This is a genomic window from Micromonospora parva (genome assembly GCF_040649675.1).
GTDB lineage: Bacteria > Actinomycetota > Actinomycetes > Mycobacteriales > Micromonosporaceae > Micromonospora > Micromonospora parva.
Window position 1 is genome coordinate 823,294 of record NZ_JBEZFX010000001.1, and the last position, 24,979, is coordinate 848,272.

A 24,979-nucleotide genomic window follows, 5' to 3' on the forward strand; every position below is an offset into this window, starting at 1 on the left:
TGCCCCGGCTGCGAGGACGGGGGTGGGGGGTGCGGACTAGGGTGCGGTGGCATGAGCAGTGAGATTCCGGCTCGGGCCGACGTCGTGATCGTCGGTGCCGGGCACAACGGTCTGGTCTCCGCGGTCCTGCTGGCCCGTGCCGGCCTGGACGTCCTCGTGTTGGAGGCCGCCGACGTGATCGGCGGCGCGACCCGCACCGAGAACCCGTTCCCGAAGGTGCCGGGGCTGCGCCACTCCACCGGCTCGTACCTGCTCGGGCTGATGCCCCCGGAGCTGCTCGCCACGCTCGACGTGCGGATTCCGGTGCTGCGCCGCGACCCGCACTACTTCCTCCCCACCCCGGGCGGCCTCGGCTCGCCGTACCTGCTCTTCGGCACTGACACCGCCGCCACCCGGGCACAGCTCGCCGAGTTCTTCTCCCCCGCCGACGTGGCCGCCGACGACGCCATGCAGGCCGAGCTGGCCGCGCTGCGGGAGGACCTCGCGCCGGCCTGGCTGGCCGAGCCGCTGACCGTCGAGGAAACCGCCGAGAGGTACGTCCGCCCGGCGCTGCGCGCGGTCTTCGTCGATCTTGTGCGGGGCTCGGTCGCCGACTACCTGGCCCGGTTCGAGTTCCGCTCCGAGCTGCTGGTCAGCATGTACGCGGTCACCGACGGCCTGTCCGGGCTCAACGCCGGCCCGGACGACCCCGGCACCGGCCACAACTTCCTCGTGCACAACATGTGCCGGCTGCCCGGATCCGGCGGTACCTGGATGATCGCCGAAGGTGGGATGGGCACCGTCTCGCGGACGTTCGCCGAGGCCGCGCGCGCCGCCGGCGCGACGATCCTGACCGGTACGCCGGTACGCGCGGTCACCCTGGACGGCGGCGCGGCGAGCGGAGTGGTGCTGGCCGACGGTCGGGAGGTCGCCGCCCGGGTGGTGCTCGGCGCGTGTGACCCGTACCGGCTGATGGAGCTGTTGCCCGACGGCGCGCTCCCGGCGCGGCTCGGCGAACGGATGGCGGCGGTCCGCCGGCCCGGCACCACGCTCAAGCTCAACCTGGCGCTCACCGGGCTGCCCCGGTTCTCCTGCCTGCCGGACGGTACGCCGAGCCCGTTCGGTTCGACAATCCACCTGCTGCCCGGTTCGGCGTCACTGGTCGGCGGGGCGGAGGCGTCGCCGATGACCGCGCTGCGCGCGATGTGGGCGGACGTCCAGGCCGGGCGGCTGCCGGCGGAGCCCACCATCGAGTGGTACCTGCACACCACAGTCGACCCGTCGCTCTCCGACGCGGCCGGGCACCACTCGTCGGCGCTCTTCGTCCAGTCGGTCCCGTACGAGCTGGCCGGCACCACCTGGGACGCGGCGCTGCCCGGTTACGTCGACCGGCTGATCGGGATCGTCGAGCGGTACGCCCCCGGCACCGCCGACCTGATCGCCGACGCGGTGCCGTTGCCGCCGCCCGGCATCGAGGAGCACTTCGGCATCACCGGCGGGCACATCCACCACGTCGACAACACGGTCTCGTTCACCGACCGGATGCCCTACGCCACCGGCATCGACGGCGTGTACGCCGGCAGCGCCGGCTGCCACCCGGCCGGCAGCGTCATCGGCGCAGCCGGCCACAACGCCGCCCGCCGCATCCTCAAAGACCTATCGACCTAGCTCCCCCAGCCCGTCGCGCCGTTGATCATGAAGTTACCGCCACGACACGCCGCCGTGGCAGGCAACAACTTCACGATCAACCAGGCCGTGGGGTGAGGGCCGGGGGTCAGATCACTGCTTCGCCGGCGGGGGCGGGGGTTTCGGCGTCCACGCGGTGGGCGCGCACCTTGTGGCCGACGCTCGTCAGGCAGCGGCCGCTGGGCAGGTCGAAGCGCCAGCCGTGCAGCTGACAGGTGAGCTGGTCACCCTCGACGATGCCGAAGCGGGTCAGGTCCGCCTTCAGGTGCGGGCAGCGGCGCTGCACCACCCAGTCGCCCAACGTGATGTCCTCGGCGTCGGTGGTGCGCTCGTGCTCGTCGTACCAGCCCTCGGCGTACTGCAGCCGCTCCTCGGAGAGGCACTTGAAGAACGCGTAGACGAACTCGTTGTACTGGCCGATCCGGGCCGCCGAGAACCGGCAGGACAGGAAGAGCGAGTTGACCCAGTCCACCTCGTCGATGAAGAGCAGGTGCTCGATCAGCGACCGGTCGGTCCGGAACCGGTAGCGGACCTTCTCCTCGGCGTACGGTCGGACCTCCTTGCCCGGGAAGTCCACCACGATCGACTCGACGCTCTCGCCGTCGTAGCCGACCAGGTCGAAGCGGACCGGACCGCCGACCCCCTTGGCCAGGTAGATCGACTCGTCCAGCAGCGGCTCGATCCGACGCTTCATCTCCCCGAGCACGTCCACCTCGGGGTGCCGCCAGGACGCCTTCTCCGCCTCGATGATCGGGCGCTTGCGCTCCCGCATCTCCTCCAGGTGGGCGACCTTGTTCGCGAAGAACTCCTGCACCGGCACCGGGTGGGTGGTGCTCGCACCCTCGGTGGTGACCTCGGCGATGCTGCCCGGCAGCAGCACGATCCCGTTGGTGCCGCCGACCTTGGCGTACTCCGACAGGAAGACGGACTGGTCGGGGAAGATGTTGCCCTCGTCGCCGTGGATGTCGTTGAACTGCCACAGGGCGTCGTCGAGGAAGCACGGCGGGCCGGCGATCGGGAAGACGTGCGACGCCTTCAGGTCGTCGATGTAGCGCCAGGTCCGGTCGAACTGCCGGTCCCGCTTCTGCTTGCCGAACGCGGTCTTCGCCGCCTGCGGCAGCTCGTAGACCATCGGGTACCAGATCGCGCCGGAGAACTGGAGCAGGTGCGCGTGCACGTGCCCCAACTCGGCGAAGACGCTCAGGTCGGTGGGGCGGGCGTCGTTCTGGTTGAGCAGCCGCACCCCGTCGTACTCCACCCAGAGCGACGAGTCGCCGATCGGCCCATCGGTCGGGCTGGTCAACGCCTGAATCATGATCTTCAGGCCGCCGGGCAGCTCCACCACCTGCTCGTTGGGCGCCTTCAGGAACTTGGTGAAGCCCAGCGCCCGGAACTCGTCCTCCATCTCCGAGGTGGGGAACTCGGGGAGCAGGACGGTGGCGTCCTTGGAGACGAAGTTCCGCAGGTGCTTCGCGTCGAAGTGGTCCCGGTGCAGGTGGGAGACGTACAGGTAGTCGACCTGACCCAGGCTCTCCCAGTCCAGCAGTGAGTTGTCCGGGAAAGGGAACCACGAGGCGAAGTAGGCCGGGTTGACCCACGGGTCGCACAGGATGCTGCCCGCAGCCGTGTCGATCCGCATGCTGGCGTGCCCGGTTCCGGTCACTCGCACCGCACAGTCCCCCTCAAACAGACAATCAGGTGTACGCCAAACGCTACCGGAGCGAGTCTGACCACCGCCCCGCGACGCCGGTAGTGCCGTTCGGCCCGCCCGCAACAGGCCGCCCGCCCCTCGCCGCTTACGCCCCGTGGGCGGCCTTCGACAGCTCCCGGCTCTCCCCGCGAGTCATGCCGTTCCCTCAACTGGCCGGACCCTGCGCCGGGCCTGACGCAAGGCGTGCCAGACTAACGAAAGATCCGATCGCGAGGGAAGGACCGACAGTGGCAGGAAGCGAGCCGGTAACGTCGCCAGACCAGCACAAGCCTGGGCACCGCAAGGCCGGGCAGATCGGCGCCGTGCTGTCCGCACTGGCGCTGCTGGCGATGATCTGCGGCAACCACGAGGGCAGGGTCGAGGACATCTGGCTGATCGGCCTGGCCGCGCTGCTGCTGATCATCGTGATCGGCGACATCGTGCTGCGGCGCAGCGGTCTGCGCTCCTGACCCGACCCACCGCCGGACGCCGGCCGAGAACGCCGAGGGCCCGCCCCCACCCGGGGGACGGGCCCTCGTCCGTACGCGTCGGGGTCAGCGCCCGAAGAGGATGTCCTGCACGTCCTTGAGCGCGGCGTCGACCTCGGCCTCGAAGTAGCCACCCGGCACCAGGCCGAACCGGAGGGTGTCCAGGTCCTTCGGGTCGACCGGCATCGGGTTGCGCCGCTGCATGCCACCGAGCAGCGTCTCGAAGAACCGGTCCACCTGGTCGGGGTCGTACCCGCTGCCGAACCGGCGCACCTGGAAACTACGGCGGATCTGGTCGACCCGGTACAGGTCGCTGCCGGGCGGACCAGCCATCGGGGGGCCACCCATGGGCGGGCCACCCATCGGCGGGCCGGCGACCGCTGGCGGGCCGGCCATCGGCGGGCCACCCATGCCCTGCTGCGGCAGCGGAGGCGGACCGGCCGGACCACGACGCATGTCGCGCAGGTCCCGCTCCGGCATCCGGATCTCGGCGGTCATGTCGGCGCGACCGTGCCGCCCGGCCTCGAAGCCGTCGAAGCGCGGCTCCTCCGGCGGCGGCGGATAACCGCCGGGCGCGCGCTGGTCGTCGGGGCCGTACCCGCCACGCTGGTCGTCCGGGCCGTACCCACCGGGCCCACGCTGGTCGTCCGGGCCGTACCCACTGGGGCCGGCGGGCAGGCCGCGCTGCGGCATGCCGTGGCCGCCCATCGGACCGGGGCCCATCGGGCCACCGGGGCCCATCGGAGGGCCGGCCGGGCCACGTGGCGCGTCGTAACCACCGCCGCGAGGGGCATCGTACCCACCGGCGAAGGCACCGGTCGGCTCGTCGTAGCGACCGTAGGGCGGGCCGGCCTGCGCGGGCATCGGCCGGGGCGGCATCGGCTGCGGAACCATGCCCCGGTCATCCCGCATCGGCGGCCCCATCCGGTCCGGTGGGCCCATCCGGGGGTCGGCACCGCGCCCGGCGCTGTTGCGCTCCTCCAGCTCGGCCAGCTGCCGCTCGACCCGATCCAGGTGCAGGTCGACCTGCCACTCGTCATAGCCGTTGAAGCGGACCCGGAAGACGACGTCGTGAACCTCCTGGGAGGCCACCGGGGCGCCGACCTGTCGGCCGTCGAGCGTCGCCTCGACCCGGTCGAGGAAGGCATCCACCTCGTCGACCTTGTATCCCCGGCGGAGCGCCTTGCGCCGGAAACGCTGACCCTGACTCGCCACTATGTCTCCTGGTCTCGTTCGCCACGCCCGGTCACGCCGGTGCCTCTCCGGCGCGGTCGGTGAAGGTGTCGTTGTCCTCGGCGGCGGCGAGCTGGCCACACGCGCCGTCGATCTCGCGGCCCCGGGTGTCCCGAACTGTGGTGGACACCCCGGCCTCGCGCAACCGCCGGACGAACTCCCGCTCGACCGGCTTCGGGCTCGCGTCCCAGCGGCTGCCCGGCGTCGGATTGAGCGGAATGAGGTTCACATGGGCCAACTTGCCGGCCAGCAGCCGACCGAGCAGGTCGGCTCGCCACGGCTGGTCGTTCACGTCCTTGATCATCGCGTACTCGATCGACACGCGGCGGCCCGTCCGGGCGGCGTAGTCCCACGCTGCGTCCAGCACCTCGGCTACCTTCCAGCGCTGGTTTACCGGCACGAGTTCGTCGCGCAGATCATCATCGGGCGCGTGCAACGACAACGCAAGGGTCACTGAGAGGTCTTCGCTGGCCAGTCGGCGGATGGCAGGAACCAGGCCGACCGTGGAAACGGTGATGTGCCGCTGGGACAGACCGAGCCCCTCCGGAGCCGGGCTGACCAGCCGACGGATCGCCGCGATCACCCGGTTGTAGTTGGCCAGCGGCTCGCCCATGCCCATGAAGACGACGCGCGACAGCCTCGGTGGGGAGCCGGCCACCACGCCGGAGGCGGCCACCCCGGCCATGTACACCGCCTGGTCGACGATCTCCGCCGTCGACAGGTTGCGGGTCAGCCCCGCCTGGCCGGTCGCGCAGAACGGACAGGCCATGCCACACCCCGCCTGGCTGGAGATGCAGACCGTCACCCGGTCCGGGTAGCCCATCAGCACGCTCTCCACCAGCGCACCGTCGTGCAGCCGCCAGAGCGCCTTGCGGGTGGCGCCGTCGTCGCAGGCCAACTCGCGCACCGGGGTGAGCAACGGCGGCAGCAACTGGTCGGCCAGCCGTTCCCGGGTCGCCGCGGGCAGATCGGTCATCGCCTGCGGGTCGCGGACCAGCCGCCCGAAGTAGTGGTTGGAGACCTGCTTGGCGCGGAAGGCCGGCTCCCCCAACCCGGTAACCAGCGCCTGGCGGCCGGCCAGGTCCAGGTCAGCGAGGTGCTGAGGGGGCATGGAGGCCCGGCGCGCGGCGGGGGCGACCGAGGTGGCGGGGATCAAGGGCAGGCTCGTCATGGCTGGTCCAGTGTGTCACGCCGTCGGCGGCGGGCGCCGGTCCGGAGGTGTCGAACGGGGCGCGACCACCGGAGCCGGAGGACCGGGTAGCCGTGATTCATACCTCAGCCCACCACCGGCACGAGGACCGCCAACAGCAGGTAGGCCGTCGGCACCGCGAACAGGATCGAGTCCAGTCGGTCCATCAGACCGCCGTGGCCGGGCAGCAGGTTGCTCATGTCCTTCACGCCCAGATCCCGCTTGATCATCGACTCGGCCAGGTCGCCGAGGACCGCCGCGCAGGACACGGCCACCCCGAACAGCGCACCCCACCAGGGGGCCACCTCGAACATCAGCCACAGCAGCAACGCGCTGCCCACCGCCGCCGCGCTGACCGAGCCAGCGAAGCCCTCCCAGGACTTCTTCGGGCTGATCGACGGGGCCATCGGGTGCTTGCCGAAGGAGACCCCGGCCGCGTACCCACCGGTGTCCGAGAGGACCACCCCGATCAGGGTGGCCAGGATGCGCAGCGGGCCATCATCGGGGGCCGCCGCCAGCAACGCCGCGAAACCGGCCAGGAACGGCACGTAGACGGCGATCAGGGTGGCCGCGGTGAGATCCCGCTGGAAGCCCGCCGGCCCGTCACCCAACCGCCAGATCATGGTGCCCAGCACCGTGACCAGCAGCCCCAGGCTGAGCGCGTCCGGGCCGGCGAACCAGGCCAGCCCCACCGTCAACACGCCACCGGCGATCAGCGGCACCAGCGGCGGGTGCGCGCCGCTGCGCCGGACCGCCCGGGCCATCTCCCAGATGCCGACCGCGACCGCGGCGGCGATCACCGGCAGGAACGCCAACGGGTAGACGACCAGCGGCACCACGATCAGCGCGCCGAGGCCGAGCCCCACCCCGATCGCCGCGGGAAGGTTGCGCCCGGCGCGCCCGGTGCCCACCTGCTGGGTGGCCGGTCGGTCGAGGCTGGCCCGACGTCGCCCCTTCGGCCGTCGACCGGTCGTCGGCGCCTCGTCCGGCACCACCTCGGCCCGGACGGGCTCGAGCAGCTCGGTCGGGTACCCCGGGTCGTCGACACCGGCGGGAGGGCCGTCGACAGGGCCCGGCTCGTCGAAGCGCCCACGGTCCGGGCCGTCGTACCGGGGCGGCCCGTCGCCAGCGGCGGGGGGACGATCGAGGTACCGGTCGCCACGACCCCGGTCGTCGTACCGGTCGGGCTGGTTCCGGTCGTCGAACCGAACATGCCGGTCGCGGTCGTCGAAGCGGTCGTCCGGACGGACCGGGCGGCCACGCTCGTCGTACGGGTCAGCGGGGCGCGGGTCGGCGTACGGCCGGGCGTGCGGCTCGGCGTACAGCTCGGGGCCGGCGGCCGGACGGCGGCTCCACTGGCCGGCCTCCAGCTCCTGGTCCGGCCACGGCAGCGCCACGGGGCGCTCCGGCCGGTCCCAGCCGCGAGGCTCACTGCCGTAGGGGTCGGGGTGGGACATCACGCACCGCGACGCGGCACGAGAACCACCACATGACGCAAGACCACAAGCATCCCCTACACGTGCGATGTTCCTCCGATTGACCGCCCCGACGGTCGGTCGATCCCCGGTGTTCACCACCCGGTGGCCGGGAATCCTGCCGAGCCTACTGCACACACCGGACCGGCACGGCGGACGAGGCACGCCGACCGACCCCATCCCTCGCCGCCGGGCCGTGCCCAGCGACGCACACCCGCCCGGAACGACAGGCCACAGGCGATCCGCAGCCGTCGATCCGACTCGTCCGGTGCTCGATCGACTACTGAGCCGTCACCGCGGGCGTGGTCCGCTGGTGGGGCGCCGACACCCGTCGGCGCGTCCGCACGGGGGAAGGGCACTCACATGTACAAGTTCGGTCTCGCGGTGCTGACCGTGGCCGCCATGGTCCTGGCAGCGGCGTCACCGGCAGCCGCCAGCACGACACAGACCCGGATCACCATCGACCGCCACGCCAGCGAGCTGTTCCCGTTCGAGCCGCCCGCCGCCGAGCCGGGCGTGACGTACCCGGCAACGTCGGTCACCGCCACCGCCCGCAACTGCCCGGCCGGCTTCGTCCTCATGTCGGCGTCGCTGGTGCAGGACGGCCTGCCGACCCTCTGGGCCACCGGGGGACGCGGCGCTGGCGAGGTCGTCTGTGACGGCGGCACCGTCGAACTCTCGATGGCGTTCGCCCGCGTCACTCCGGCGCTGCACCCCGGCCGGGCAACCGCCCGCTTCTCGCTGCGGGACGCCGACACCGGCGAGCAGTTCGCCGAGCGCACCAGGACCGTCTGGATTCCCTGCTGACCGACAACACGAGGCCCGTTCCCGAGGTCGGGAACGGGCCTCGAAGCATGCGTCACACCTCGAGCAGCTCGGTTTCCTTGTGCTTCACCAGGTCGTCGATGGTGGCCACGTAGCGCTGGGTCAGGTCGTCGAGTTCCTTCTCGGCGCGGCGGCCGTCGTCCTCGCCGGCCTCGCCGTCCTTGACGATCCGGTCCAGCTCCTCCTTGCCACGGCGGCGGACGTTGCGGATCGCCACCTTGGCCTCCTCGCCCTTGTGCCGAGCCACCTTGATCATGTCGCGGCGGCGTTCCTCGGTCATCTGCGGGAGCAGGATGCGCAGCTGGGTGCCCTCGTTGTTCGGGTTCACCCCGAGGTCCGAGTCGCGGATCGCCTTCTCCATCGCGTTGATCTGCGAGTTGTCGTACGGCTTGATGACGGCCATCCGCGGCTCGGGGACCGCGATGGACGCCATCTGCGTCAGCGGCGTGGGCGTGCCGTAGTAGTCGATGATGACCTTGGAGAACATGGCGGCGTTGGCGCGACCGGTACGGATGGCGCCGAACTCCTCCTTGGCGTGCTCAACCGCACGGTCCATCTTTTCCTCGGCCTCGAGGAGGGTGTCGTCGATCACCGGTCTCCTCGCCTCCTTCTGTGCTCGTCGTGGGCTCTGCTGAAAGTCGTCAGACCGCTGCCGTCGCCGTCTGCGGGACTCAGGCGGTGATCAGGGTGCCGATCTTGTCGCCACCCACCGCGCGGATGATGGTGTCGTCACCCTGCGCGCCGAAGACCAGCATCGGCAGGCCGTTCTCCATGCAGAGGCTGAACGCCGCCGCGTCGGCCACCCGCAGGTTGCGGCGCAGCACCTCGGAGAAGGTGATCGAGTCGAGCTTGCTGGCGGTGGGATCGATCCGTGGGTCGGCGGTGTAGACGCCGTCCACGCCGTTCTTGCTCATCAGCACCACGTCGGCCCGGATCTCCAGCGCCCGCTGGGCGGCCACCGTGTCGGTGGAGAAGTACGGCATCCCGGCGCCGGCGCCAAAGATGACCACGCGGCCCTTCTCCAGGTGCCGGATGGCCCGCAGCGGGATGTACGGCTCGGCGACCTGGGCCATCGTGATGGCGCTCTGCACCCGGGTCTCGATGCCCTCCTTCTCCAGGAAGTCCTGGAGGGCCAGGCAGTTCATCACGGTGCCGAGCATGCCCATGTAGTCGGCGCGGGCCCGGTCCATCCCACGCTTCTGCAGCTCCGCGCCGCGGAAGAAGTTGCCCCCGCCGACCACCACGGAGACCTGCACGCCGCGGCGGACCACTGTGGCGATCTGCCGGGCGATGGCCTGGACGACGTCCGGGTCGACGCCGATCGCGCCGCCACCGAAGACCTCACCGGAGAGCTTCAGCACCACCCGGCGGGCACGCCCCGGCGGCGGTGCCGTCGGATCGTCCAGCTCCAGCGTCCGGTCACTCACAACCTGCGTCATCCGCCCCGCCCTTCCCCACGCGCACGCCCCGTGCGGCGCGTACCGCGAACCTGCCGCTGCCGACCCTATGTGACGAGGAGGCCGCGGTGCCTGTCACGTACACCGGCGGCCTCCTCGTTGACGTCTTCTGCCCACGGGCGCGCGCGGCGCCCGGTGGCGGCTCAGGCCTGGCCGACCTCGAACCGCACGAAGCGGGTGACCTCGATGCCGGCCTCGGCCAGCAGCTGCTTCACCGACTTCTTGTTGTCGGCCACCGACGCCTGCTCGACCAGGACGAAGTCCTTGAAGAAGGAGTTCACCCGACCCTCGACGATCTTCGGCAGGGCCGCCTCGGGCTTGTTCTCCTCGCGGGCGGTCTGCTCGGCGATGCGCCGCTCGGACTCGACGACCTCCGCCGGAACCTCGTCCCGGGTGAGGTACTTCGGCCGCATCGCGGCGATCTGCATGGCCACACCACGGGCGTCGGCGTCGCCGGCCTCGTCGCTCTTGCCGGTGTACGACACCAGCACGCCGACGGCCGGCGGCAGGTCCTGGGCCTTGCGGTGCAGGTAGATGGCGATGGTGCCCTCGACCCGGGCGAACCGGTTGAGCACCAGCTTCTCGCCGATCTTGGCGGACTGCTCCTGGATCAGGTCCGCGACGACCTTGCCGTCGAGCTCGGTGGCGAGCAGCTCCTCGGCGGAGTTCACGCCGGAGCGGTCACCGTGCTCGACCAGCTGCTGGGCCAGCGCGATGAACGAGTCGGTCTTGGCGACGAAGTCGGTCTCGCAGTTGAGCTCGAGCAGCGACTTGCCGGAGTGGGCGACCAGGCCGTTCGCGGCCGTACGGCCGGCCCGCTTGCCGACGTCCTTGGCGCCCTTGACGCGCAGGATCTCGACGGCCTTGTCGAAGTCGCCCTCGGCCTCGGTCAGCGCCTTCTTGCTGTCCATCATGCCGGCGCCGGTGAGGTCGCGGAGCTTCTTGACGTCCGCGGCGGTGATTTGGGACATGGCTCTCTCTTCGGTGTTGAGACGGCGTGTGGATGGTCAGAGGTGCCGGTTACCCGGATCCGGGCGGATCGTGCCCGGCGTACCGTCGCTGCCCGCCGTCCGCGAAAACGGACGGCCGGGCAGCGACGGTGCGATCACTCCGCGGTGGCGGTCGCCGGCTGCTCGGTGGCGGCCTGCGCCGGCTGCTCCGGGGTGGCGGGCTGCTCGGCGGCGGCAGCGGCGGGCTGCTCGGCCGGGGCGGCCGACTCGTCGGCCTTCTTCGGCTCGAGCAGCTCGCGCTCCCACTCGGTCAGCGGCTCGTCGCTCGCGACACCCTCGGGCTTCTCGTCGTTGCCCCGGCGACGGCCGGAACGCGCGATCAGACCATCCGCGACGGCGGCGGCGACGACCTTGGTCAGCAGCTCGGCCGAGCGGATCGCGTCGTCGTTACCCGGGATCGGGAAGTCGACCTCGTCCGGGTCGCAGTTGGTGTCCAGCACCGCGATGACCGGGATGCCCAGCTTGCGGGCCTCGTCGACGGCGATGTGCTCCTTCTTGGTGTCGACGATCCACACCGCGGCGGGAAGCTTCTGCATGTCCCGCAGGCCACCGAGGGTGCGGGTCAGCTTGATCTTCTCGCGGGAGAGCTGCAGGGTCTCCTTCTTGGTGTAACCGGCGGCGGTGCCGCTCAGGTCACCCAGACCCTCCAGCTCCTTCATCCGCTGCAGCCGCTTGTACACGGTCTGGAAGTTGGTCAGCATGCCACCGAGCCAGCGGTGGTTGACGTACGGCTGGCCGACCCGGGTCGCCTGCTCGGCGATCGCCTCCTGGGCCTGCTTCTTGGTGCCGACGAACAGGATGCTGCCACCCTCGGCGACGGTCCCACGCACGAACTCGTACGCCTTCTCGATGTACTCGAGGGTCTGGCGCAGGTCGATGATGTAGATGCCGTTGCGCTCGGTCATGATGAAGCGCTTCATCTTCGGGTTCCAGCGCCGGGTCTGGTGCCCGAAGTGGACACCGCTCTCCAGCAGCTGACGCATGGTCACGACGGCCATGGTTGGGGTACTCCTCAAGGTCCCTGGTTGTCACGCCCGACCGGTGGCCGGGCGTCCTGGCGCCTGGTCGCCGACCCATGGTGGGCCCGATCAAGATCGGGACCAGGGAGGCCGTCGCTCCACGACGATTCGTGAAGAGGGCGCGCGAGGTCGACCGCACGAGGCGGTCGCCAGTTGGCCAGTGTACGCCCTTCACCCGTTCAGCCGCCCCGGGGTGCGCGCGGGGCGCCGCCCCGGGCTCCCGCCCCATCGCCCGAGTTGCGGGAAGATCGCGCTGGTTCCTGGAAATAGTGGCCTCCGCGTCGCCAGAGGCCACTATTTCCAGGTTGTTGTGCGTCTCTGGCCGCACGCGAGCCGCCAGCCGGCGGCGAGCGCGGCCGGTCAGCCGGTGGCGAGGCAGGGCCGGGTCAGCCGGCGGCGAGCGCGGCGGCCACGAAGAGCACCAGACCGACGGTCAGGTAGGCCGTCGGCGGGCGGAGCCAGCCGCGACCGTTGTCGGAGAGCGCCAGACCTCCGGTTCGGAGCCCGTACAGCCCGGTCGCGAAGATCGGCAGGCCGGCGACCAGGGCGATGCCCACCACGACGTTCCCGGCGTCCACCGGGTCGCCGGTCACGCCCGCGAGCAGCACCCGCAGCGCGGGGACCTCGAAGATCAACACCAGCAGGGCGAAGAGTACGGCCAGCACCGGTCGGCGGGTCCGGTAGACGCCGTCGGCGGCCGGCGGGTACAGCGGCGGCTCGGCAGCGGGCGGGTCGGGTCGGGGGCCGATCCCCGGCATCGGGCCGGTCGGCATCTCCAGCGGGTGCGGCGGCTCGCCGCCACCCCGGGTCGGCTCGATGATCGGGTACGCAGTGAGCGGGGCGGGACGAGCCTGGTCAGCGAGCACGCTGGCCGGCGACGTGCTGTCGCGGGCGGTCTCCGACGTGACGTTCGCCAGCGGGGTCTCGACGGCGGCCGGTTCCCGGGCGGCCCGACGACCGGGCAGCTCACCCGAGACCTCCGAGGGGTCCCGGTCCGCCCTGCGCGAACGGGTCGCCCGGTATCCGTCGGCCTCGGGCCGGGCGTCACCGAGGGGGTCCACCGCACCGAAGCGTCCGGAGTCGTTCTCCACCGCCCCGAACCGCCCGGACTGGGCGTCGACCGCCGGGAAGCGGCCGGAGTCCCGCTCCGGGGTGCCGAAACGGCCCTGGTCCACGGCGCCCAGGCGACCCGGGTCCGGCTCCGGCGTACCGCCGAACCGGCTCACGTCCACCGCGCCGAAACGCCCCGAGTCCGACTCTCGGCGGCGGCCGACACCGGTGTCCTCGACGGATCGGGTGTCCTCCGCGCCACGCTGCTCGGGAATCTCGCCGTCCCGGTACCGCGGTTCGCCCGCGCCGCGCCACTCCGACTCGCCGTAACCGCGACCCCGCTCGTCGGGGTACCAGCGCGACTCCTGATCTTCCGGAAAACTCCGTCGTCCGTCCACGTCAGGCACCGTATGCGACCGGCCACGCCCGCGCCATTTCAGCCCAGCCGTCCGCGCCGCCGATCAGCCGTGCCCCGGGGTACGAATGGTGACCGGCTGGTGAAAACAGGTCGGCGACACCGTGAAAGACCGACGGGTCGGGCACCGCTGAAGGCAGGGGTTAGGCGCCCGCGAGGCGGACGGCATTTACGGTCTTGCCAGGTAGCCCGCGACTGCGTCCGGGTCGCGCCGTCGTGGAGGTAGATCAGGACGTCTCGGTACGGGCCGCCGGCGTCGTGGCGGTCGGGCAGGATTTAGACAGATCTACTCGCGGTGGGCTGAACACCCGCCCGACGGTCCCGGGCGTGACGGCACGCCCCGAGGCGGGCGGCTCGGGGCGGACCGCTTAACGCTGGCGGGGCAAGTCCGTCTCAGCCGCGACGATGCGGCGGGTCGCCAGAATCCGCAAAGCGACATGGGCCGCCTCTTCGTCCGAGGCGCGTAGGCGCTCTCCATCGCGGCGCGCGTTGAGCAGCGTCGCCAAGGCGGCATCTGCAAAGTTGTGGGCTTCGTCGCTCTCCGGGTGCACCCCTGTGCGCCTCGCTTCCAGGTCAGCACGGTGGCGTTGCCAGTCCATGACGAGATTCAACCCTTGCTTGACAACCCCCATCGCGGCAACGGCATAGGCGACTGGCTTCAGGTCACCCGCTACTGCTGTCAGCACGGTTTCCAAGGGACTAGCAAACCGGACCCGCAAAGCGCGGAAGTCGACTGGATGCTCCGGGCGCTGGGATGGAATTCTCAGTTCAGTTGACCGTCCTGCCGGTCGAACAACCCGCAGGCCTTCCATCGCGTGATCTGCCAGCGGCGGCCCTGCGATCACTACCGCCGCGAAATCGCACAGGCCCTCCAGCGCGATCAAAAGCCCGGCTATGTGACCCAACTTTGGTGCGTCGCCTATATCGATCACGACCCGGAGGGCGGGCGCCTCCGTGGAGGTCAGTTGAGTCATAGAGACATCTAAACATGTCACTCTCGACGCACGCCGCACCGAACGGGCGCTGCCCGCTCTCCGCCCGAAGCCCGCCCAACAGCTACCGGCCAACGGCCCGGCCCTGGGGTCGCTACGGGAAGCCCTCCCGGCCGTCGAGCGATGGAGTGTGGCCGACCGCGCTGCCGGCCATGGTCGGAGGCCCACCGCTGCTAGCACAGCCTGAACATGATCGTTTGACTGTCCACAGCACACCCGTTGTCCACAGCGGGGCCGCCGCCGGGTCGCGGCGATCGTCCTCCGGCGGGCACCGTGCCGGCCATGACGAAGCGGAACCAGGCGGTTGGCGCGTACGGCGAGCGGTGCGCGACTCGGCACCTGACCGAGGCGGGGTTGCGCCCGATCGCCCACAACTGGCGCTGCCCGGCCGGGGAGATCGACATCATCGCGTGGGACGGGCCGGTGCTCGCCTTCTGCGAGGTGAAGACCCGCCGGAGTGACGGCTTCGGCAGCCCGGCCGAGGCGGTCGTGCCGGCCAAGGCCCGCCGGCTGCGTGGGCTCGCCGCGCGGTGGCTGACCGAAACCGGTACGACCGCCGAGGAGGTGCGTTTCGACGTGCTGTCCGTGCTGCTGCCCGACGCCGGGCCGGCGCAGGTCGACCACCTCAAGGGCGCGTTCTGACATGCGCGCCCGGAGGATCGGTGACGCGCCGTGAGCTACGCGAAGGTGCTCTGCGTGGGGCTGGTCGGGGTGACCGGCCACCTCGTCGAGGTGGAGGCCGACCTGGCCGCCGGCCTGCCGGCGGTGGTGATCTCCGGTCTGCCGGACACCGCCCTGCACGAGGCCCGTGACCGGGTCCGCGCCGCCGTGGTCAACTCCGGCCAGCGCTGGCCCAACCGGCGGATCACCCTCAACCTACTCCCCGCCACGCTGCCCAAGTTCGGCTCGGCCTTCGATCTGGCCATCGCCGCCGCGCTGCTGGGCGGCTCGGGCGAGCTGCCGCTGCTTCCGCTGGAGGGGGTGGTGGTCCTCGGCGAGCTGGGGCTCGACGGGACGGTCCGGCCGGTACGCGGCGTCCTCCCGATGGTCGCCGCCGCGGCCCGGGCCGGCGTCACGCGGGTGATCGTCCCGATCGGCAACGCGGCCGAGGCCGCCGTCATCCCCGGCGTACGGGTGCGCGCGGTGGACACCCTGCACCGGCTCGTCGCCTTCGTTCGCGACGGGACCCCACTGATCGAGCCACCGGCGGACATCCCCGCACCCGCGGCCGACGGACCGGATCTCGCCGAGGTCGCCGGGCAGCAGCTGGGTCGACGGGCCCTGGAGGTCGCCGCTGCCGGCGGGCACCACGTGGCGCTGCTCGGCCCGCCGGGCGCCGGCAAGACGATGCTCGCCGAACGGTTGCCGTCCATCCTGCCGGAGCTGGACGACGACGCGGCGCTGGAGGTCACCGCGTTGCACTCGGTCGCCGGGCTGCTGCCGCCCGGCGGTCGCCTGCTGCGGCGTCCGCCGTTCCAGGCGCCGCACCACACCGCGACCGTACCGTCGCTGGTCGGTGGCGGCTCGGGGCTGGCCCGGCCCGGCGCGGTGTCGCTGGCGCATCGCGGGGTGCTGTTCCTGGATGAGGCTCCCGAATTCAGCAAGGGCGCACTGGAGGCGCTGCGCCAGCCGCTGGAGCACGGCCGGATCCAGTTGAGCCGCAGCGGGGGCGGCACCGTGTATCCGGCGCGCACCCAGTTGGTGCTGGCGGCCAACCCGTGTCCGTGCGCGAAGCCGGCCGGTGACGCGCACTGCGAGTGCTCGCCGCTGGTCCGCCGCCGCTACCTGGGCAAACTGTCCGGTCCGCTGCTCGACCGGATCGATGTCCAGGTGCGACTGATGCCGGTACGGGCGGCCGAGCTGATGGCGACCGACGGTGGCGTCGAGCCGTCGGCGACGGTCGCCACCCGGGTGGCGGCGGCCCGCCAGGCGGCGGCCGATCGCTGGGCCGACCTCGGCCGGCGGCTCAACGCCGAGGTGGACGGCCCGTACCTGCGCAGACCGCCGTGGCGACTGCCGGCCCGGGTCACCGTCGAGCTGCGTGGCCGGCTCGACTCCGGCTCGCTGTCGGCGCGCGGCTTCGACCGGGTGATCCGGATGGCCTGGACCATCGCCGATCTGGACGGCCGCGACCGACCGGACCAGGACGACGTCCGGGAAGCCCTGCAACTACGGACGGGGGAGGCGGCGTGAACGCCGAGGATGAGCGCAGGCTGGCCCGGGTCGCCCTGACCTGGTTGGCGGAGCCGGGCACGCGCGCCGTGCACCGGCTGGTCGAACGGCACGGCCCGGTGGCGACCCTGGACCTGCTGCTCGACGGCGGCAGCCCGGACGGCTGGCTGCACACCACCGTCGCCGCACGTTCGGCGGCCGGCGACGCGCGGGCGGTGGCGGCCGAGGCTCTGGAGCGGGCGGACCGACTGGGCGCCCGGCTGGTCACCCCGGACGACGAGGAGTGGCCGACCCCGGTCGCCGGCCTGACCACGTTGCGGCTGCCGGACGTCAGCCGCCGGGTGGACGCCGAGACCGCCCCGCCGCTGTGCTTCTGGGTACGCGGAAGCTGGCCGCTCGGCGAAGCCCTGGACCGCTCGGTGGCGGTGGTGGGGGCCCGGGCCGCCACCGGCTACGGGCAGCACGTCGCGACGGAGCTGGGGTACGGGTTGGCGGAGCGGGACTGGACTGTCGTGTCCGGTGGCGCGTTCGGCATCGACGCCGCCGCCCACCGGGGCGCCCTCACCGCTGGCGGTCTGACCGTCGCGGTGCTCGCCTGCGGCCTCGACCGCCCGTACCCGATGGGCAACGCCGCGCTCTTCGACCGGATTGCCGAGACGGGTCTGCTGGTCAGCGAGTGGCCCCCGGGTGCCGAGCCGCTGCGACCCCGGTTCCTGATCCGCAACCGGGTGATCGCCGTCGGCACCCGGGGCACCGTCGTGGTGGAGGCCTCGGCGCGCAGCGGCGCGACGCAGACCGCGCGGCGAGCCCTCCACGCGAATCGGGTGACCATGGTGGTGCCGGGGCCGGTGACCTCGGCGATGTCCGTCGGCGCACACGAGTTCCTGCGCGAGTTCCCCGGCAAGGCCCGGCTGGTCGCCGGGGTGGCGCACGTGTTGGAGGAGGTGGGCCGGATCGGCGCGGACCTGGCCCCGTTGGCACGTGGGCCGCAGCGGGCCGCCGACACGCTCGACGACGACGCGCGTTCGCTACTGGAGGCGCTGCCCCGCCGGAGCGCGATGGGCGTGGACCGGCTCTCCGCCCGCGCCGGTGTCGACGTACGGACCGCGCTGCGCAAGCTGTCGCTGCTGGAGGAGCTGTCCATGGTGGTCCGTCGTGAGGACGGCTACGCCCTCGCCCCGCCCGCGAAGCCCAAGCGGGCGGCGGCATCGGAGACGTCAGGCCCGCCGTGAGGCTGAGCGGGTGCGACGCGGCTCGTCCGGTGCGGTGGTCGCCGGATGCCCGCACACCCTCACGCTCGGGACCCCGGCCAGCTGCCATTGCCGGTACGGTGCCCGGTCATGGGTGCAATCAAGCCGTGGCACATCAGCGTGCTCTGCTGCCTCGCCACGACCGCCGTGCTGGTTGTCGGCGTGGTCGTCTTCCTGATGAAGAAGAACAACCGCCACCGGTAGGCGAACACCCGGCACCGTCGGGTCCGGTGACGTGGGCGGACCGGCCGTAGGCTGTGGCGGTGTCAGCTGTCGGTGAGGGTGCCTGTCCCGGTGGACCGGCCAGCGCCCTGGCGCGGCCCCGATGAGTCGCCCCGACCGGGGCACCCGGGCCATGCACCAGGCGCTGCCGCCGGCGCTGCGCGACGCTGTCGACGACTTCGCCGAGCACCTGTCCCGGGTCCGTAACCGGTCGGCGCACACCGTCCGCGCGTACGTCACCGATCTGGTGTCGCTGCTCGACCACGCCGTCCGGATGGGCTGCGTGGACCTGGCCGAGCTGGACCTGTCGGTGCTGCGCAGTTGGCTGGCGCGGCAGCGCACCACCGGCGCGGCCCGCACCTCGTTGGCCCGGCGGGCCGCGTCGGCGCGGGCGTTCAGCGGCTGGGCCCACCGGGCCGGGCTGCTCCCCGCCGACGTGGGCGCCGCGCTGGCCAGCCCACGCGCGCACCGGGAGCTGCCCAGCGTGCTGCGCCCCGACCAGGCCGCCGCCCTGGTCGAGGCACCGTCGCGGCAGACCCCGCCCACCAACCCGCTGCCGACAAACCGAGCGCGCACGAACCCGGCCGGCCCGAACCAAGCCGGCCCGAACCAAGCCGGCCCGAACCAAGCGGGCACAGACCAGGAGCACACGAGCCTGGTCCGCGCGGACGCAGCGGCCGGATCGGCGCAGGGCGCGGCGGAGGAGGCCGAGGCGGTGTCGCTGCGCGACCGGGTGCTGCTGGAGCTGCTCTACGCCACCGGCGTACGGGTCAGCGAGGCGTGCGGGTTGGACGTCGGCGACGTCGACCACGGCCGGCGGGTGCTCCGGGTGTTCGGCAAGGGCGGAAAGGAACGCGCGGTGCCGTACGGGGTGCCCGCCCAGCGGGCGTTGGACGACTGGCTGCGCCGGGGCCGCCCGGCGATGGTGGCCGCCCACTCCGGCGACGCGCTGCTGTTGGGTGCCCGGGGCGGTCGGCTCAACCCGACGACCGCGCGTCAGATCGTCGGTGCGTACGCCGAGACCGCCGGGCTGCCCCGGACCAGCCCGCACGGCCTCCGCCACTCCGCCGCCACCCACCTCCTGGAGGGCGGCGCCGACCTGCGCGCCGTGCAGGAGCTGCTCGGTCACTCGTCGCTGGCGAGCACCCAGATCTACACCCATGTCTCGGTCGAGCGGCTGCGTGCCGCGTACCGGCAGGCGCACCCGCGGGCCTGAGCAAGCGCCGGAGGGCGCCGAGCCCCGCGGTTACGATCATCGAGTGAGCGTCCCGCAGCCCCCTGAGCCGATCCCGGGCGCCCGCCTGCTCTTCTCCCTGGACCCGGCGGTCAGCCACCTCAACCACGGTTCGTTCGGCGCGGTGCCGATCGGCGTGCAGCGCGCCCAGCAGCGGCTGCGTGACGAGATGGAGGCGAACCCGCTGCGCTTCTTCACCCAGGGGCTGGTCGACCGGATCGCGCACACCCGTCGGCACCTCGCCAGCTTCCTGGGCGCCGACCCGGACGGCAGCGCCCTGGTCGGCAACACCACCACCGGCGTCGCCGTGGTGCTCCAGTCGGTGGGCCTGCAACCCGGCGACGAGGTGCTGAGCACCGACCACGGGTACGGGGCGGTGAGCCTGGCCATCCAGCGCGAGTGCCGGCGCACCGGCGCGGTCAGCCGGGTCCTGCCGATCCCGCTGTCGGCCACCGACGAGCAGATCGTGCAGACCATCCGGGCCGGCCTGCGCCCCGGGCGGACCCGGCTGCTCGTCGTCGACCAGCTCACCTCGGCCACCGCCAAACTCTTCCCGGTCACCGCCATCGCCCGGGTGGCCCGGGAACACGGCGTGCCAGTCCTGGTGGACGCCGCGCACGCCCCGGGCATGCTGTCCACCCCGGTGGCGAGCATCGGCGCGGACTTCTGGGTGGGCAACCTGCACAAGTGGGCGTACGCCCCGCGCGGGACCGCCCTGCTGACGGTGGCACCGCAGTGGCGGGACCGGATCGAGCCGCTGGTGGTGTCCTGGGAGCAGGAGTCGGACTTCCCGGCCCCGCTCGAGTGGCAGGCGACTCTCGACTACACGTCCTGGTTGGCCGCCCCGGCGGGCCTGTTCACGATGCGCAGTCTGGGTGTCGACCTGGTGCGCGCGCACAACGCCGCGCTCGCCGGGTACGGCCAGCGGGTGGTGGGAGACGCCCTGGGGGTGGCTCCGGCCGATCTGCCCAGCCCTGGCGGGCCGGAGGTGGCTCTGCGTCTCATCCCGCTGCCGCCCGGCACGGGCACCACGATCGACGCCGCGCGGGCGTTGCAGACCCGGATCGGTGAGCGGCTCGCCGCCGAGGTGGCGGTGATGAGCTGGAACGGCCGGGGGTGGCTGCGGCTCACCGGGCAGGTCTACAACGCCGCCGACGAATACGACCGGCTGGCCGCACGGCTGCCGGCACTGCTCGCCCAGCGCTGACCGGACCGACCGGGAGCAGCCGCACCGGTCCGAGGCCGAGCAGGGCCAGCGGGTCGAGATAGTCATCGCCCCGGCGCAGACCCCAGTGCAGGCACGCCTCGACCGGGCAACCCGGATGCCCGGGCAGCAGCTCGCCGAGCGGCGCGCCGGCACCAACCGGCTGGCCGGGGTGTACGGCGGGTTGGACCGGCTCGTAGGTGGTCCGCAGCCCGTCCGGGTGGCCCACGGTGACCACCGGTCGGCCGGCCACCGGGCCGGCGAAGAGCACCGTGCCCGCCCCGGCGCTGCGGATCACCGCTGCGGCCGGGGCGGCCAGGTCGACGCCACGATGGCCGGGCAGCCACGGGCGGGGCGGCGGGTCGAAGCGGCGCACCAGCCGTGGCGGCCCGTCGACCGGCCAGCGGAACCGCCCGGTGGGCGCCGGGTCGGCGACCGGCACCGTCAGGGCCGCGACCGGCACTGTCGGCGTCGGTGGTTGGCCGGGGACCGCCGCGCCCAGCACCGCCAGCCCGCAGAGCTGGACGGTCAGCGCGAGCGGGAGCGCGGCGCTGAGCAGCACGGTGCGTCGGATCGAACGGAGGGCTGGCGGTCGCATGACGGCAGCCTCCGACCCTGGCGGGGTCGTCCGCCAGCCCGGCCGGCGGGCCTGTGGACAACCGGCGGCGCTGTGGACGAGCACCCGACGGCTTCGATGATCTGTTATGCGCTGTCCCCCGGCCCGACGCGGGTGCGCCGCCGTACCTCCGGTGCCCGTTTTCGGACCGCCAGGAAGGGCCTAGGCTGTGCCGCGTACGGCGGGTGCCGCCGTCTGCACCGGGGAGGCCCACATGACCACTCACGCTGACCGGACGTCGCCGCTCACCGGGCCGACGGTGGCCGACGTGAGCGGCCCGTCGAGGCTCGCCGAGCTGGACGAGACGATCAGCGCCGAGGAGTTGCAGCTCGCGGCCCGCAACCACGGCATCCCGTTGGAGGCGCTGCGCTACGACGTCACCCCGGCCGGGCTGCACTACCTGCTGATCCACTACGACATCCCGGCGCTCGACCCGGCGACGCACACGCTGAGCATCGGCGGGGCGGTGGACCGGCCGTTGACGGTGACCCTCGCCGACCTGCGCGAGCGCCAGCGGGTCACCCAGCAGGTGACATTGGAGTGCGCCGGCAACGGCCGGGCCCTGCTGCACCCCCGGCCGGTCAGCCAGCCGTGGCTGGTCGAGGCGGTCGGCAACGCCGAGTGGACCGGCACCCCGCTCGCTCCGCTGCTGCGGGAGGCGGGCATCGACCCGGAGGCGGTGGACGTGGTCTTCACCGGCGCCGATCACGGCGTGGAGCGCGGGGTCGAGCAGGACTACCAGCGGGCGCTTCCGGTCGCCGACGCGCTGCGTGAGGAGGTGCTGCTGGCGTACGAGATGAACGGCGCTCCCCTGCTGCCGCAGCACGGCGCGCCGCTGCGGCTGATCGTGCCGGGCTGGTACGGCATGGCGCACGTGAAGTGGGTCCACTCGATCGAGCTGCGGACCGAGCCGTTCGAGGGGTACCAGAACGCGGTGGCCTACCGGGTACGCCGCGACGCCGACGACCCGGGGGTGCCGGTCACCCGGATCGAGCCGCGTGCGCTGGTCCGCCCGCCCGGCTTCCCCGATTTCATGTCCCGCCGTCGGGTGCTGCGCCCCGGCCCGTGCACCCTGGATGGTCGGGCCTGGTCGGGGCACGCGCCGGTGGTGGCAGTGGAGGTGACCACCGACGGCGGGGAGAGCTGGGCGCCGGCCGAGCTGGACCCGACGGACGCCGGAGATTTCGCGTGGCGGCGCTGGCGGTACGAGTGGGTCGCCACGCCCGGCCGGTACGTGCTCGGCGCGCGGGCGACCGACGCGTCCGGGCGGACCCAGCCGGTCGAGCAACAGTGGAACCGTGGCGGCTTCGCCAACAACATGGCGCAGCGGGTCGAGGTCGTGGTGCCGGCCGAGTGACCGGCTGGTGTCAGGCCACGGGTGGGGGGCCCGTGGCGCGGCACCGCGGCTGGGGTGCGCTCAGCCGCCGAAGCCGGAGTCGGCGGGCAGCGAGATGTCGGGCTTCTCCAGCTCCTCGACGTTGACGTCCTTGAAGGTCATCACCCGGACATTTTTCACGAAGCGGGCGGGACGGTACATGTCCCACACCCAGGCGTCGTGCATCTCGACCTCGAAGTAGACCTCGCCGTCGGAGTTGCGCACGTGCAGGTCGACCTGGTTGGCCAGGTAGAACCGCCGCTCCGTCTCCACCACATAGGAGAATTGGCGGACAATGTCGCGGTACTCCCGGTAGAGCTGCAGCTCCATCTCGGTCTCGTACTTCTCGAGATCTTCCGCGCTCATCGCACTCCGCCTTCCATGGCCACATCTTCCCCCACCGGCGCCGGAGGCCGAGGCTGCTCGCCCAACGCCACGCCGACGGTACCCCCTGACGCCCGTGAGCGCTCCATCGGCTCATCCGGACCCTGGCCGCCGGGCCGCCGGGCGCGCGGTGGCCGGCCGTCGCGGCCGGAGACCGCGGCGACATTGACGTACGAGAAACGGTGCTCCCGGCACGGCCCGTGCTCCCGCAGCGCCGCCGAGTGCTCCGGGGTGATGTAGCCCTTGTGCTCGGCGAAGCCGTACGCCGGGAACACCCCGTCCAACTCCACCATGAGCCGGTCCCGGGTGACCTTGGCGAGCACACTGGCCGCCGCCACGCACGCGGCCACCCGGTCGCCCTTCCACACCGCCAGCCCGGGCACGCCCAGGCCGTCCACGCCGAAGCCGTCGGTCAGCACGTACTCCGGGCGGGTGGTGAGCGAGGCGAGCGCCCGGCGCATCGCGGCCAGGTTGCACACGTGCAGGCCCCGGGCGTCGACCTCCTCGGCCGGGATGACCACCACGGCGTACGCGAGGGCGCGGTCCACGACCTCCGCGTACACCCGTTCCCGGCTGGCCGGGGTGAGCAGCTTCGAGTCGGCCAGCCCCTCGATCTCGCCGCGCCGTCCCTCGGGCAGCACCGCCGCGGCGGCGACCAGTGGACCGGCGCACGCCCCCCGACCAGCCTCGTCCGCACCGGCGACGTGCCGGAAGCCACGCCGCTGCAACGCCCGCTCCAGGGCGTACAGGCCGGCCTCACGGCGCACCACGGTACGCGGCGGGGTCAGCATGACGTCTCCTCTTCCTGGCCTGTGGTGGCGGGCTGCCCCAGCCGGGTCAGCAGGGCGGGCAGTTCCGGTGGGTAGAACCGGTCGCCGCTGGCCGCCAACTCGTCGGGAAGCCACCAGCGGTGGCCGGCGATGCTGCGCCGCTCGATGTCGTTGAAGCCGGTGGTGTCCACCCGCCAGGAGTCCACCCGGAAGAGGAAGAAATCCTGCTCCTGGCGGTACCAGACGCCGTCGAAGGAGAACTCGGTCGCGTCGGACCAGACCGGCTCGCCCAGCGCGGCCGGGTCGAGCAGCAGGCCGGTCTCCTCGGCCAACTCCCGGGCCGCGCCCGCCGCCGGGGACTCCAGCGGGTCGAGCCCGCCGCCGGGCGTGAACCAGTAGCGGTGCCCGGGTCGGGCCGGGTCGAAGCCCTCGAACAGCAGGACCCGGCCGGCCGCGTCGACGAGCAGCACGCGGGCCGCGCGTCGAGGGGTGTGGACACGGTCGTCGCTGTTCGCGACTGCGGGGCTCGGACGTTCACTCCTCGCGCTCACGGTCACCGCACCAGCCTGCCAGACCGACGACGGATCGCCCACGCCCCGTCGGCCTACGGCTTGGGAATGCCGTCGAACCCGTCGGGCACTGTCAGCCAGGTGGCCCGGCTGACCGGCCAGAAGACGGTGAACGCCCGCCCGACGACGTCGTTCTCCGGGATCGTGGCCTCGGTGATGTTCTGCCCGGACTGCTGCCAGTGCTCCAGTGAGTCGCCGGAGGCCGACCGGTGGTCGCCCATCACCCACAGCCGACCCTCCGGCACGGTGATGTCGAACTCCTGGTCGGCGGGCTTGTCGCGAACCCCGTCCATGGAGAAGATGTACGGCTCGTCCAGCGACTTGCCGTTGATCATCAACCGTTCCTGCGGGTCACAGCAGACCACGTGGTCGCCGGGGACGCCGATCACCCGCTTGATGAAGTCCTCACCGTCGGGGTTACCGCTCCACGAGGTCGGAGCCTTGAACACGATCACCTCGCCGCGGTGCGGTGATCGGAAGTCGTAGACCAGCTTGTTGACCAGCACCCGGTCATCGATCTTGAGGGTGTTCTCCATGGACGGGGAGGGGATGAAGAAGGTCTGCAGCACAAAGGCGCGGACCAGCACCGCGACCAGGATCGCCACACCCAGCAGGATCGGCAGCTCCTTCCAGAAGGAACTGCGCGGCTTGTCGGTCTGCTCGTCAATCACGCCA

Annotated in this window: 22 protein-coding genes and 3 pseudogenes; 10 read left to right on the top strand and 15 right to left on the bottom strand. The window is 72.3% G+C overall.

Going from position 1 to position 24,979, the window contains the following annotated elements:
- The first annotated feature begins 51 nt into the window (after window positions 1-51).
- The gene (locus tag AB0C03_RS03605) at window positions 52-1,647 is read left to right on the top strand and encodes a phytoene desaturase family protein (protein WP_357633977.1); all 1,596 of its coding nucleotides are present in this window, start codon (window positions 52-54) and stop codon (window positions 1,645-1,647) included.
- A 106-nt stretch (window positions 1,648-1,753) separates the two neighbouring features.
- Here AB0C03_RS03605 and AB0C03_RS03610 read toward each other — a convergent pair whose 3' ends face one another.
- Entirely contained in the window at window positions 1,754-3,334 is a 1,581-nt protein-coding gene (locus AB0C03_RS03610; protein WP_357633981.1) for a Rieske 2Fe-2S domain-containing protein, read from the bottom strand.
- A 269-nt stretch (window positions 3,335-3,603) separates the two neighbouring features.
- Between AB0C03_RS03610 and AB0C03_RS03615 the strand changes: the two genes are divergently transcribed.
- Window positions 3,604-3,825, top strand: a complete 222-nt coding sequence (locus AB0C03_RS03615; protein WP_036412111.1) for a DUF2631 domain-containing protein — start codon at window positions 3,604-3,606, stop codon at window positions 3,823-3,825.
- Between the two features lie 84 nt (window positions 3,826-3,909).
- Here AB0C03_RS03615 and AB0C03_RS03620 read toward each other — a convergent pair whose 3' ends face one another.
- From AB0C03_RS03620 to AB0C03_RS03630, 3 genes are all read right to left on the bottom strand, one after another.
- Complete coding sequence (locus tag AB0C03_RS03620) at window positions 3,910-5,058, bottom strand: DivIVA domain-containing protein (RefSeq protein WP_357633985.1); 1,149 nt, start codon at window positions 5,056-5,058, stop codon at window positions 3,910-3,912.
- Between the two features lie 31 nt (window positions 5,059-5,089).
- Entirely contained in the window at window positions 5,090-6,247 is a 1,158-nt protein-coding gene (gene rlmN, locus AB0C03_RS03625; protein WP_030335187.1) for a dual-specificity RNA methyltransferase RlmN, read from the bottom strand.
- Window positions 6,248-6,351: 104 nt separating this feature from the next.
- The gene (locus tag AB0C03_RS03630) at window positions 6,352-7,722 is read right to left on the bottom strand and encodes a phosphatidate cytidylyltransferase (RefSeq protein WP_357633989.1); all 1,371 of its coding nucleotides are present in this window, start codon (window positions 7,720-7,722) and stop codon (window positions 6,352-6,354) included.
- 381 nt (window positions 7,723-8,103) lie between these two features.
- On the opposite strand from AB0C03_RS03630, the gene AB0C03_RS03635 reads away from it, so the two are divergent.
- On the top strand, window positions 8,104-8,547 hold the full coding sequence (locus AB0C03_RS03635) for a hypothetical protein (protein ID WP_030335190.1): 444 nt from the start codon (window positions 8,104-8,106) through the stop codon (window positions 8,545-8,547).
- A gap of 52 nt (window positions 8,548-8,599) precedes the next feature.
- Here AB0C03_RS03635 and frr read toward each other — a convergent pair whose 3' ends face one another.
- The 6 genes and pseudogenes from frr to AB0C03_RS03665 all read right to left on the bottom strand — a co-directional run bounded on the left by frr (window position 8,600) and on the right by AB0C03_RS03665 (window position 14,490).
- Window positions 8,600-9,157, bottom strand: a complete 558-nt coding sequence (gene frr, locus AB0C03_RS03640) for a ribosome recycling factor (RefSeq protein WP_030335193.1) — start codon at window positions 9,155-9,157, stop codon at window positions 8,600-8,602.
- 79 nt (window positions 9,158-9,236) lie between these two features.
- Window positions 9,237-10,004, bottom strand: a complete 768-nt coding sequence (pyrH, locus tag AB0C03_RS03645) for a UMP kinase (protein WP_030335195.1) — start codon at window positions 10,002-10,004, stop codon at window positions 9,237-9,239.
- Window positions 10,005-10,165: 161 nt separating this feature from the next.
- Window positions 10,166-10,993: a translation elongation factor Ts gene (tsf, locus tag AB0C03_RS03650; protein WP_030335198.1), complete on the bottom strand. Its 828-nt coding sequence runs from the start codon at window positions 10,991-10,993 to the stop codon at window positions 10,166-10,168.
- A gap of 134 nt (window positions 10,994-11,127) precedes the next feature.
- Window positions 11,128-12,030, bottom strand: coding sequence for a 30S ribosomal protein S2 (rpsB, locus tag AB0C03_RS03655; RefSeq protein WP_030335200.1), 903 nt, complete (start codon window positions 12,028-12,030; stop codon window positions 11,128-11,130).
- A 407-nt stretch (window positions 12,031-12,437) separates the two neighbouring features.
- A pseudogene (locus AB0C03_RS03660) lies at window positions 12,438-13,536 on the bottom strand (hypothetical protein).
- Window positions 13,537-13,884: 348 nt separating this feature from the next.
- Window positions 13,885-14,490, bottom strand: coding sequence for a hypothetical protein (locus AB0C03_RS03665; RefSeq protein ID WP_357633993.1), 606 nt, complete (start codon window positions 14,488-14,490; stop codon window positions 13,885-13,887).
- A gap of 300 nt (window positions 14,491-14,790) precedes the next feature.
- Here AB0C03_RS03665 and AB0C03_RS03670 point away from each other — a divergent pair, with 300 nt between their 5' ends.
- From AB0C03_RS03670 to AB0C03_RS03690, 6 genes and pseudogenes are all read left to right on the top strand, one after another.
- A complete protein-coding gene (locus AB0C03_RS03670; protein ID WP_357633996.1) occupies window positions 14,791-15,150 on the top strand; it encodes a YraN family protein in 360 nt (119 codons plus the stop codon).
- Window positions 15,151-15,180: 30 nt separating this feature from the next.
- A complete protein-coding gene (locus tag AB0C03_RS03675; protein ID WP_357633999.1) occupies window positions 15,181-16,701 on the top strand; it encodes a YifB family Mg chelatase-like AAA ATPase in 1,521 nt (506 codons plus the stop codon).
- On the top strand, window positions 16,611-17,912 hold the full coding sequence (locus AB0C03_RS03680; protein ID WP_387219698.1) for a DNA-processing protein DprA: 1,302 nt from the start codon (window positions 16,611-16,613) through the stop codon (window positions 17,910-17,912). The genes AB0C03_RS03675 and AB0C03_RS03680 overlap by 91 nt, the downstream gene beginning before the upstream one ends.
- A 343-nt stretch (window positions 17,913-18,255) precedes the next feature.
- A pseudogene (locus AB0C03_RS32280) lies at window positions 18,256-18,672 on the top strand (site-specific integrase); the annotation flags it as partial.
- A 195-nt stretch (window positions 18,673-18,867) separates the two neighbouring features.
- Window positions 18,868-19,368, top strand: a pseudogene (locus tag AB0C03_RS32285) (tyrosine-type recombinase/integrase); the annotation flags it as partial.
- 43 nt (window positions 19,369-19,411) lie between these two features.
- Window positions 19,412-20,593 carry an aminotransferase class V-fold PLP-dependent enzyme gene (locus AB0C03_RS03690; protein ID WP_030335208.1) on the top strand — a complete coding sequence of 394 codons (1,182 nt, stop codon included), beginning with the start codon at window positions 19,412-19,414 and terminating at the stop codon, window positions 20,591-20,593.
- On the opposite strand, the gene AB0C03_RS03695 is transcribed toward AB0C03_RS03690, so the two are convergent.
- Window positions 20,514-21,188: a murein hydrolase activator EnvC family protein gene (locus AB0C03_RS03695; RefSeq protein WP_030335210.1), complete on the bottom strand. Its 675-nt coding sequence runs from the start codon at window positions 21,186-21,188 to the stop codon at window positions 20,514-20,516. The two genes, AB0C03_RS03690 and AB0C03_RS03695, sit on opposite strands and share 80 nt — an antisense overlap.
- A 232-nt stretch (window positions 21,189-21,420) precedes the next feature.
- On the opposite strand from AB0C03_RS03695, the gene AB0C03_RS03700 reads away from it, so the two are divergent.
- A complete protein-coding gene (locus tag AB0C03_RS03700) occupies window positions 21,421-22,563 on the top strand; it encodes a sulfite oxidase (protein ID WP_357634010.1) in 1,143 nt (380 codons plus the stop codon).
- Between the two features lie 60 nt (window positions 22,564-22,623).
- Here the strand turns inward: AB0C03_RS03700 and AB0C03_RS03705 are convergent, their stop codons facing one another.
- Genes AB0C03_RS03705 through lepB form a run of 4 tightly spaced genes read right to left on the bottom strand, consistent with a single transcriptional unit; the run spans window position 22,624 to window position 24,975 of the window.
- Window positions 22,624-22,947: a DUF2469 domain-containing protein gene (locus AB0C03_RS03705; RefSeq protein WP_007075222.1), complete on the bottom strand. Its 324-nt coding sequence runs from the start codon at window positions 22,945-22,947 to the stop codon at window positions 22,624-22,626.
- Window positions 22,944-23,756 carry a ribonuclease HII gene (locus AB0C03_RS03710; RefSeq protein WP_030335217.1) on the bottom strand — a complete coding sequence of 271 codons (813 nt, stop codon included), beginning with the start codon at window positions 23,754-23,756 and terminating at the stop codon, window positions 22,944-22,946. The genes AB0C03_RS03705 and AB0C03_RS03710 overlap by 4 nt, the downstream gene beginning before the upstream one ends.
- Window positions 23,750-24,286 (bottom strand): NUDIX hydrolase, encoded by a 537-nt coding sequence (locus tag AB0C03_RS03715; RefSeq protein WP_167337328.1) that lies wholly within the window; start codon window positions 24,284-24,286, stop codon window positions 23,750-23,752. Before AB0C03_RS03715 ends, AB0C03_RS03710 begins: the two co-directional genes overlap by 7 nt.
- Before the next feature lie 53 nt (window positions 24,287-24,339).
- Window positions 24,340-24,975: a signal peptidase I gene (lepB, locus tag AB0C03_RS03720; protein ID WP_030335221.1), complete on the bottom strand. Its 636-nt coding sequence runs from the start codon at window positions 24,973-24,975 to the stop codon at window positions 24,340-24,342.
- Window positions 24,976-24,979 lie beyond the last annotated feature (4 nt).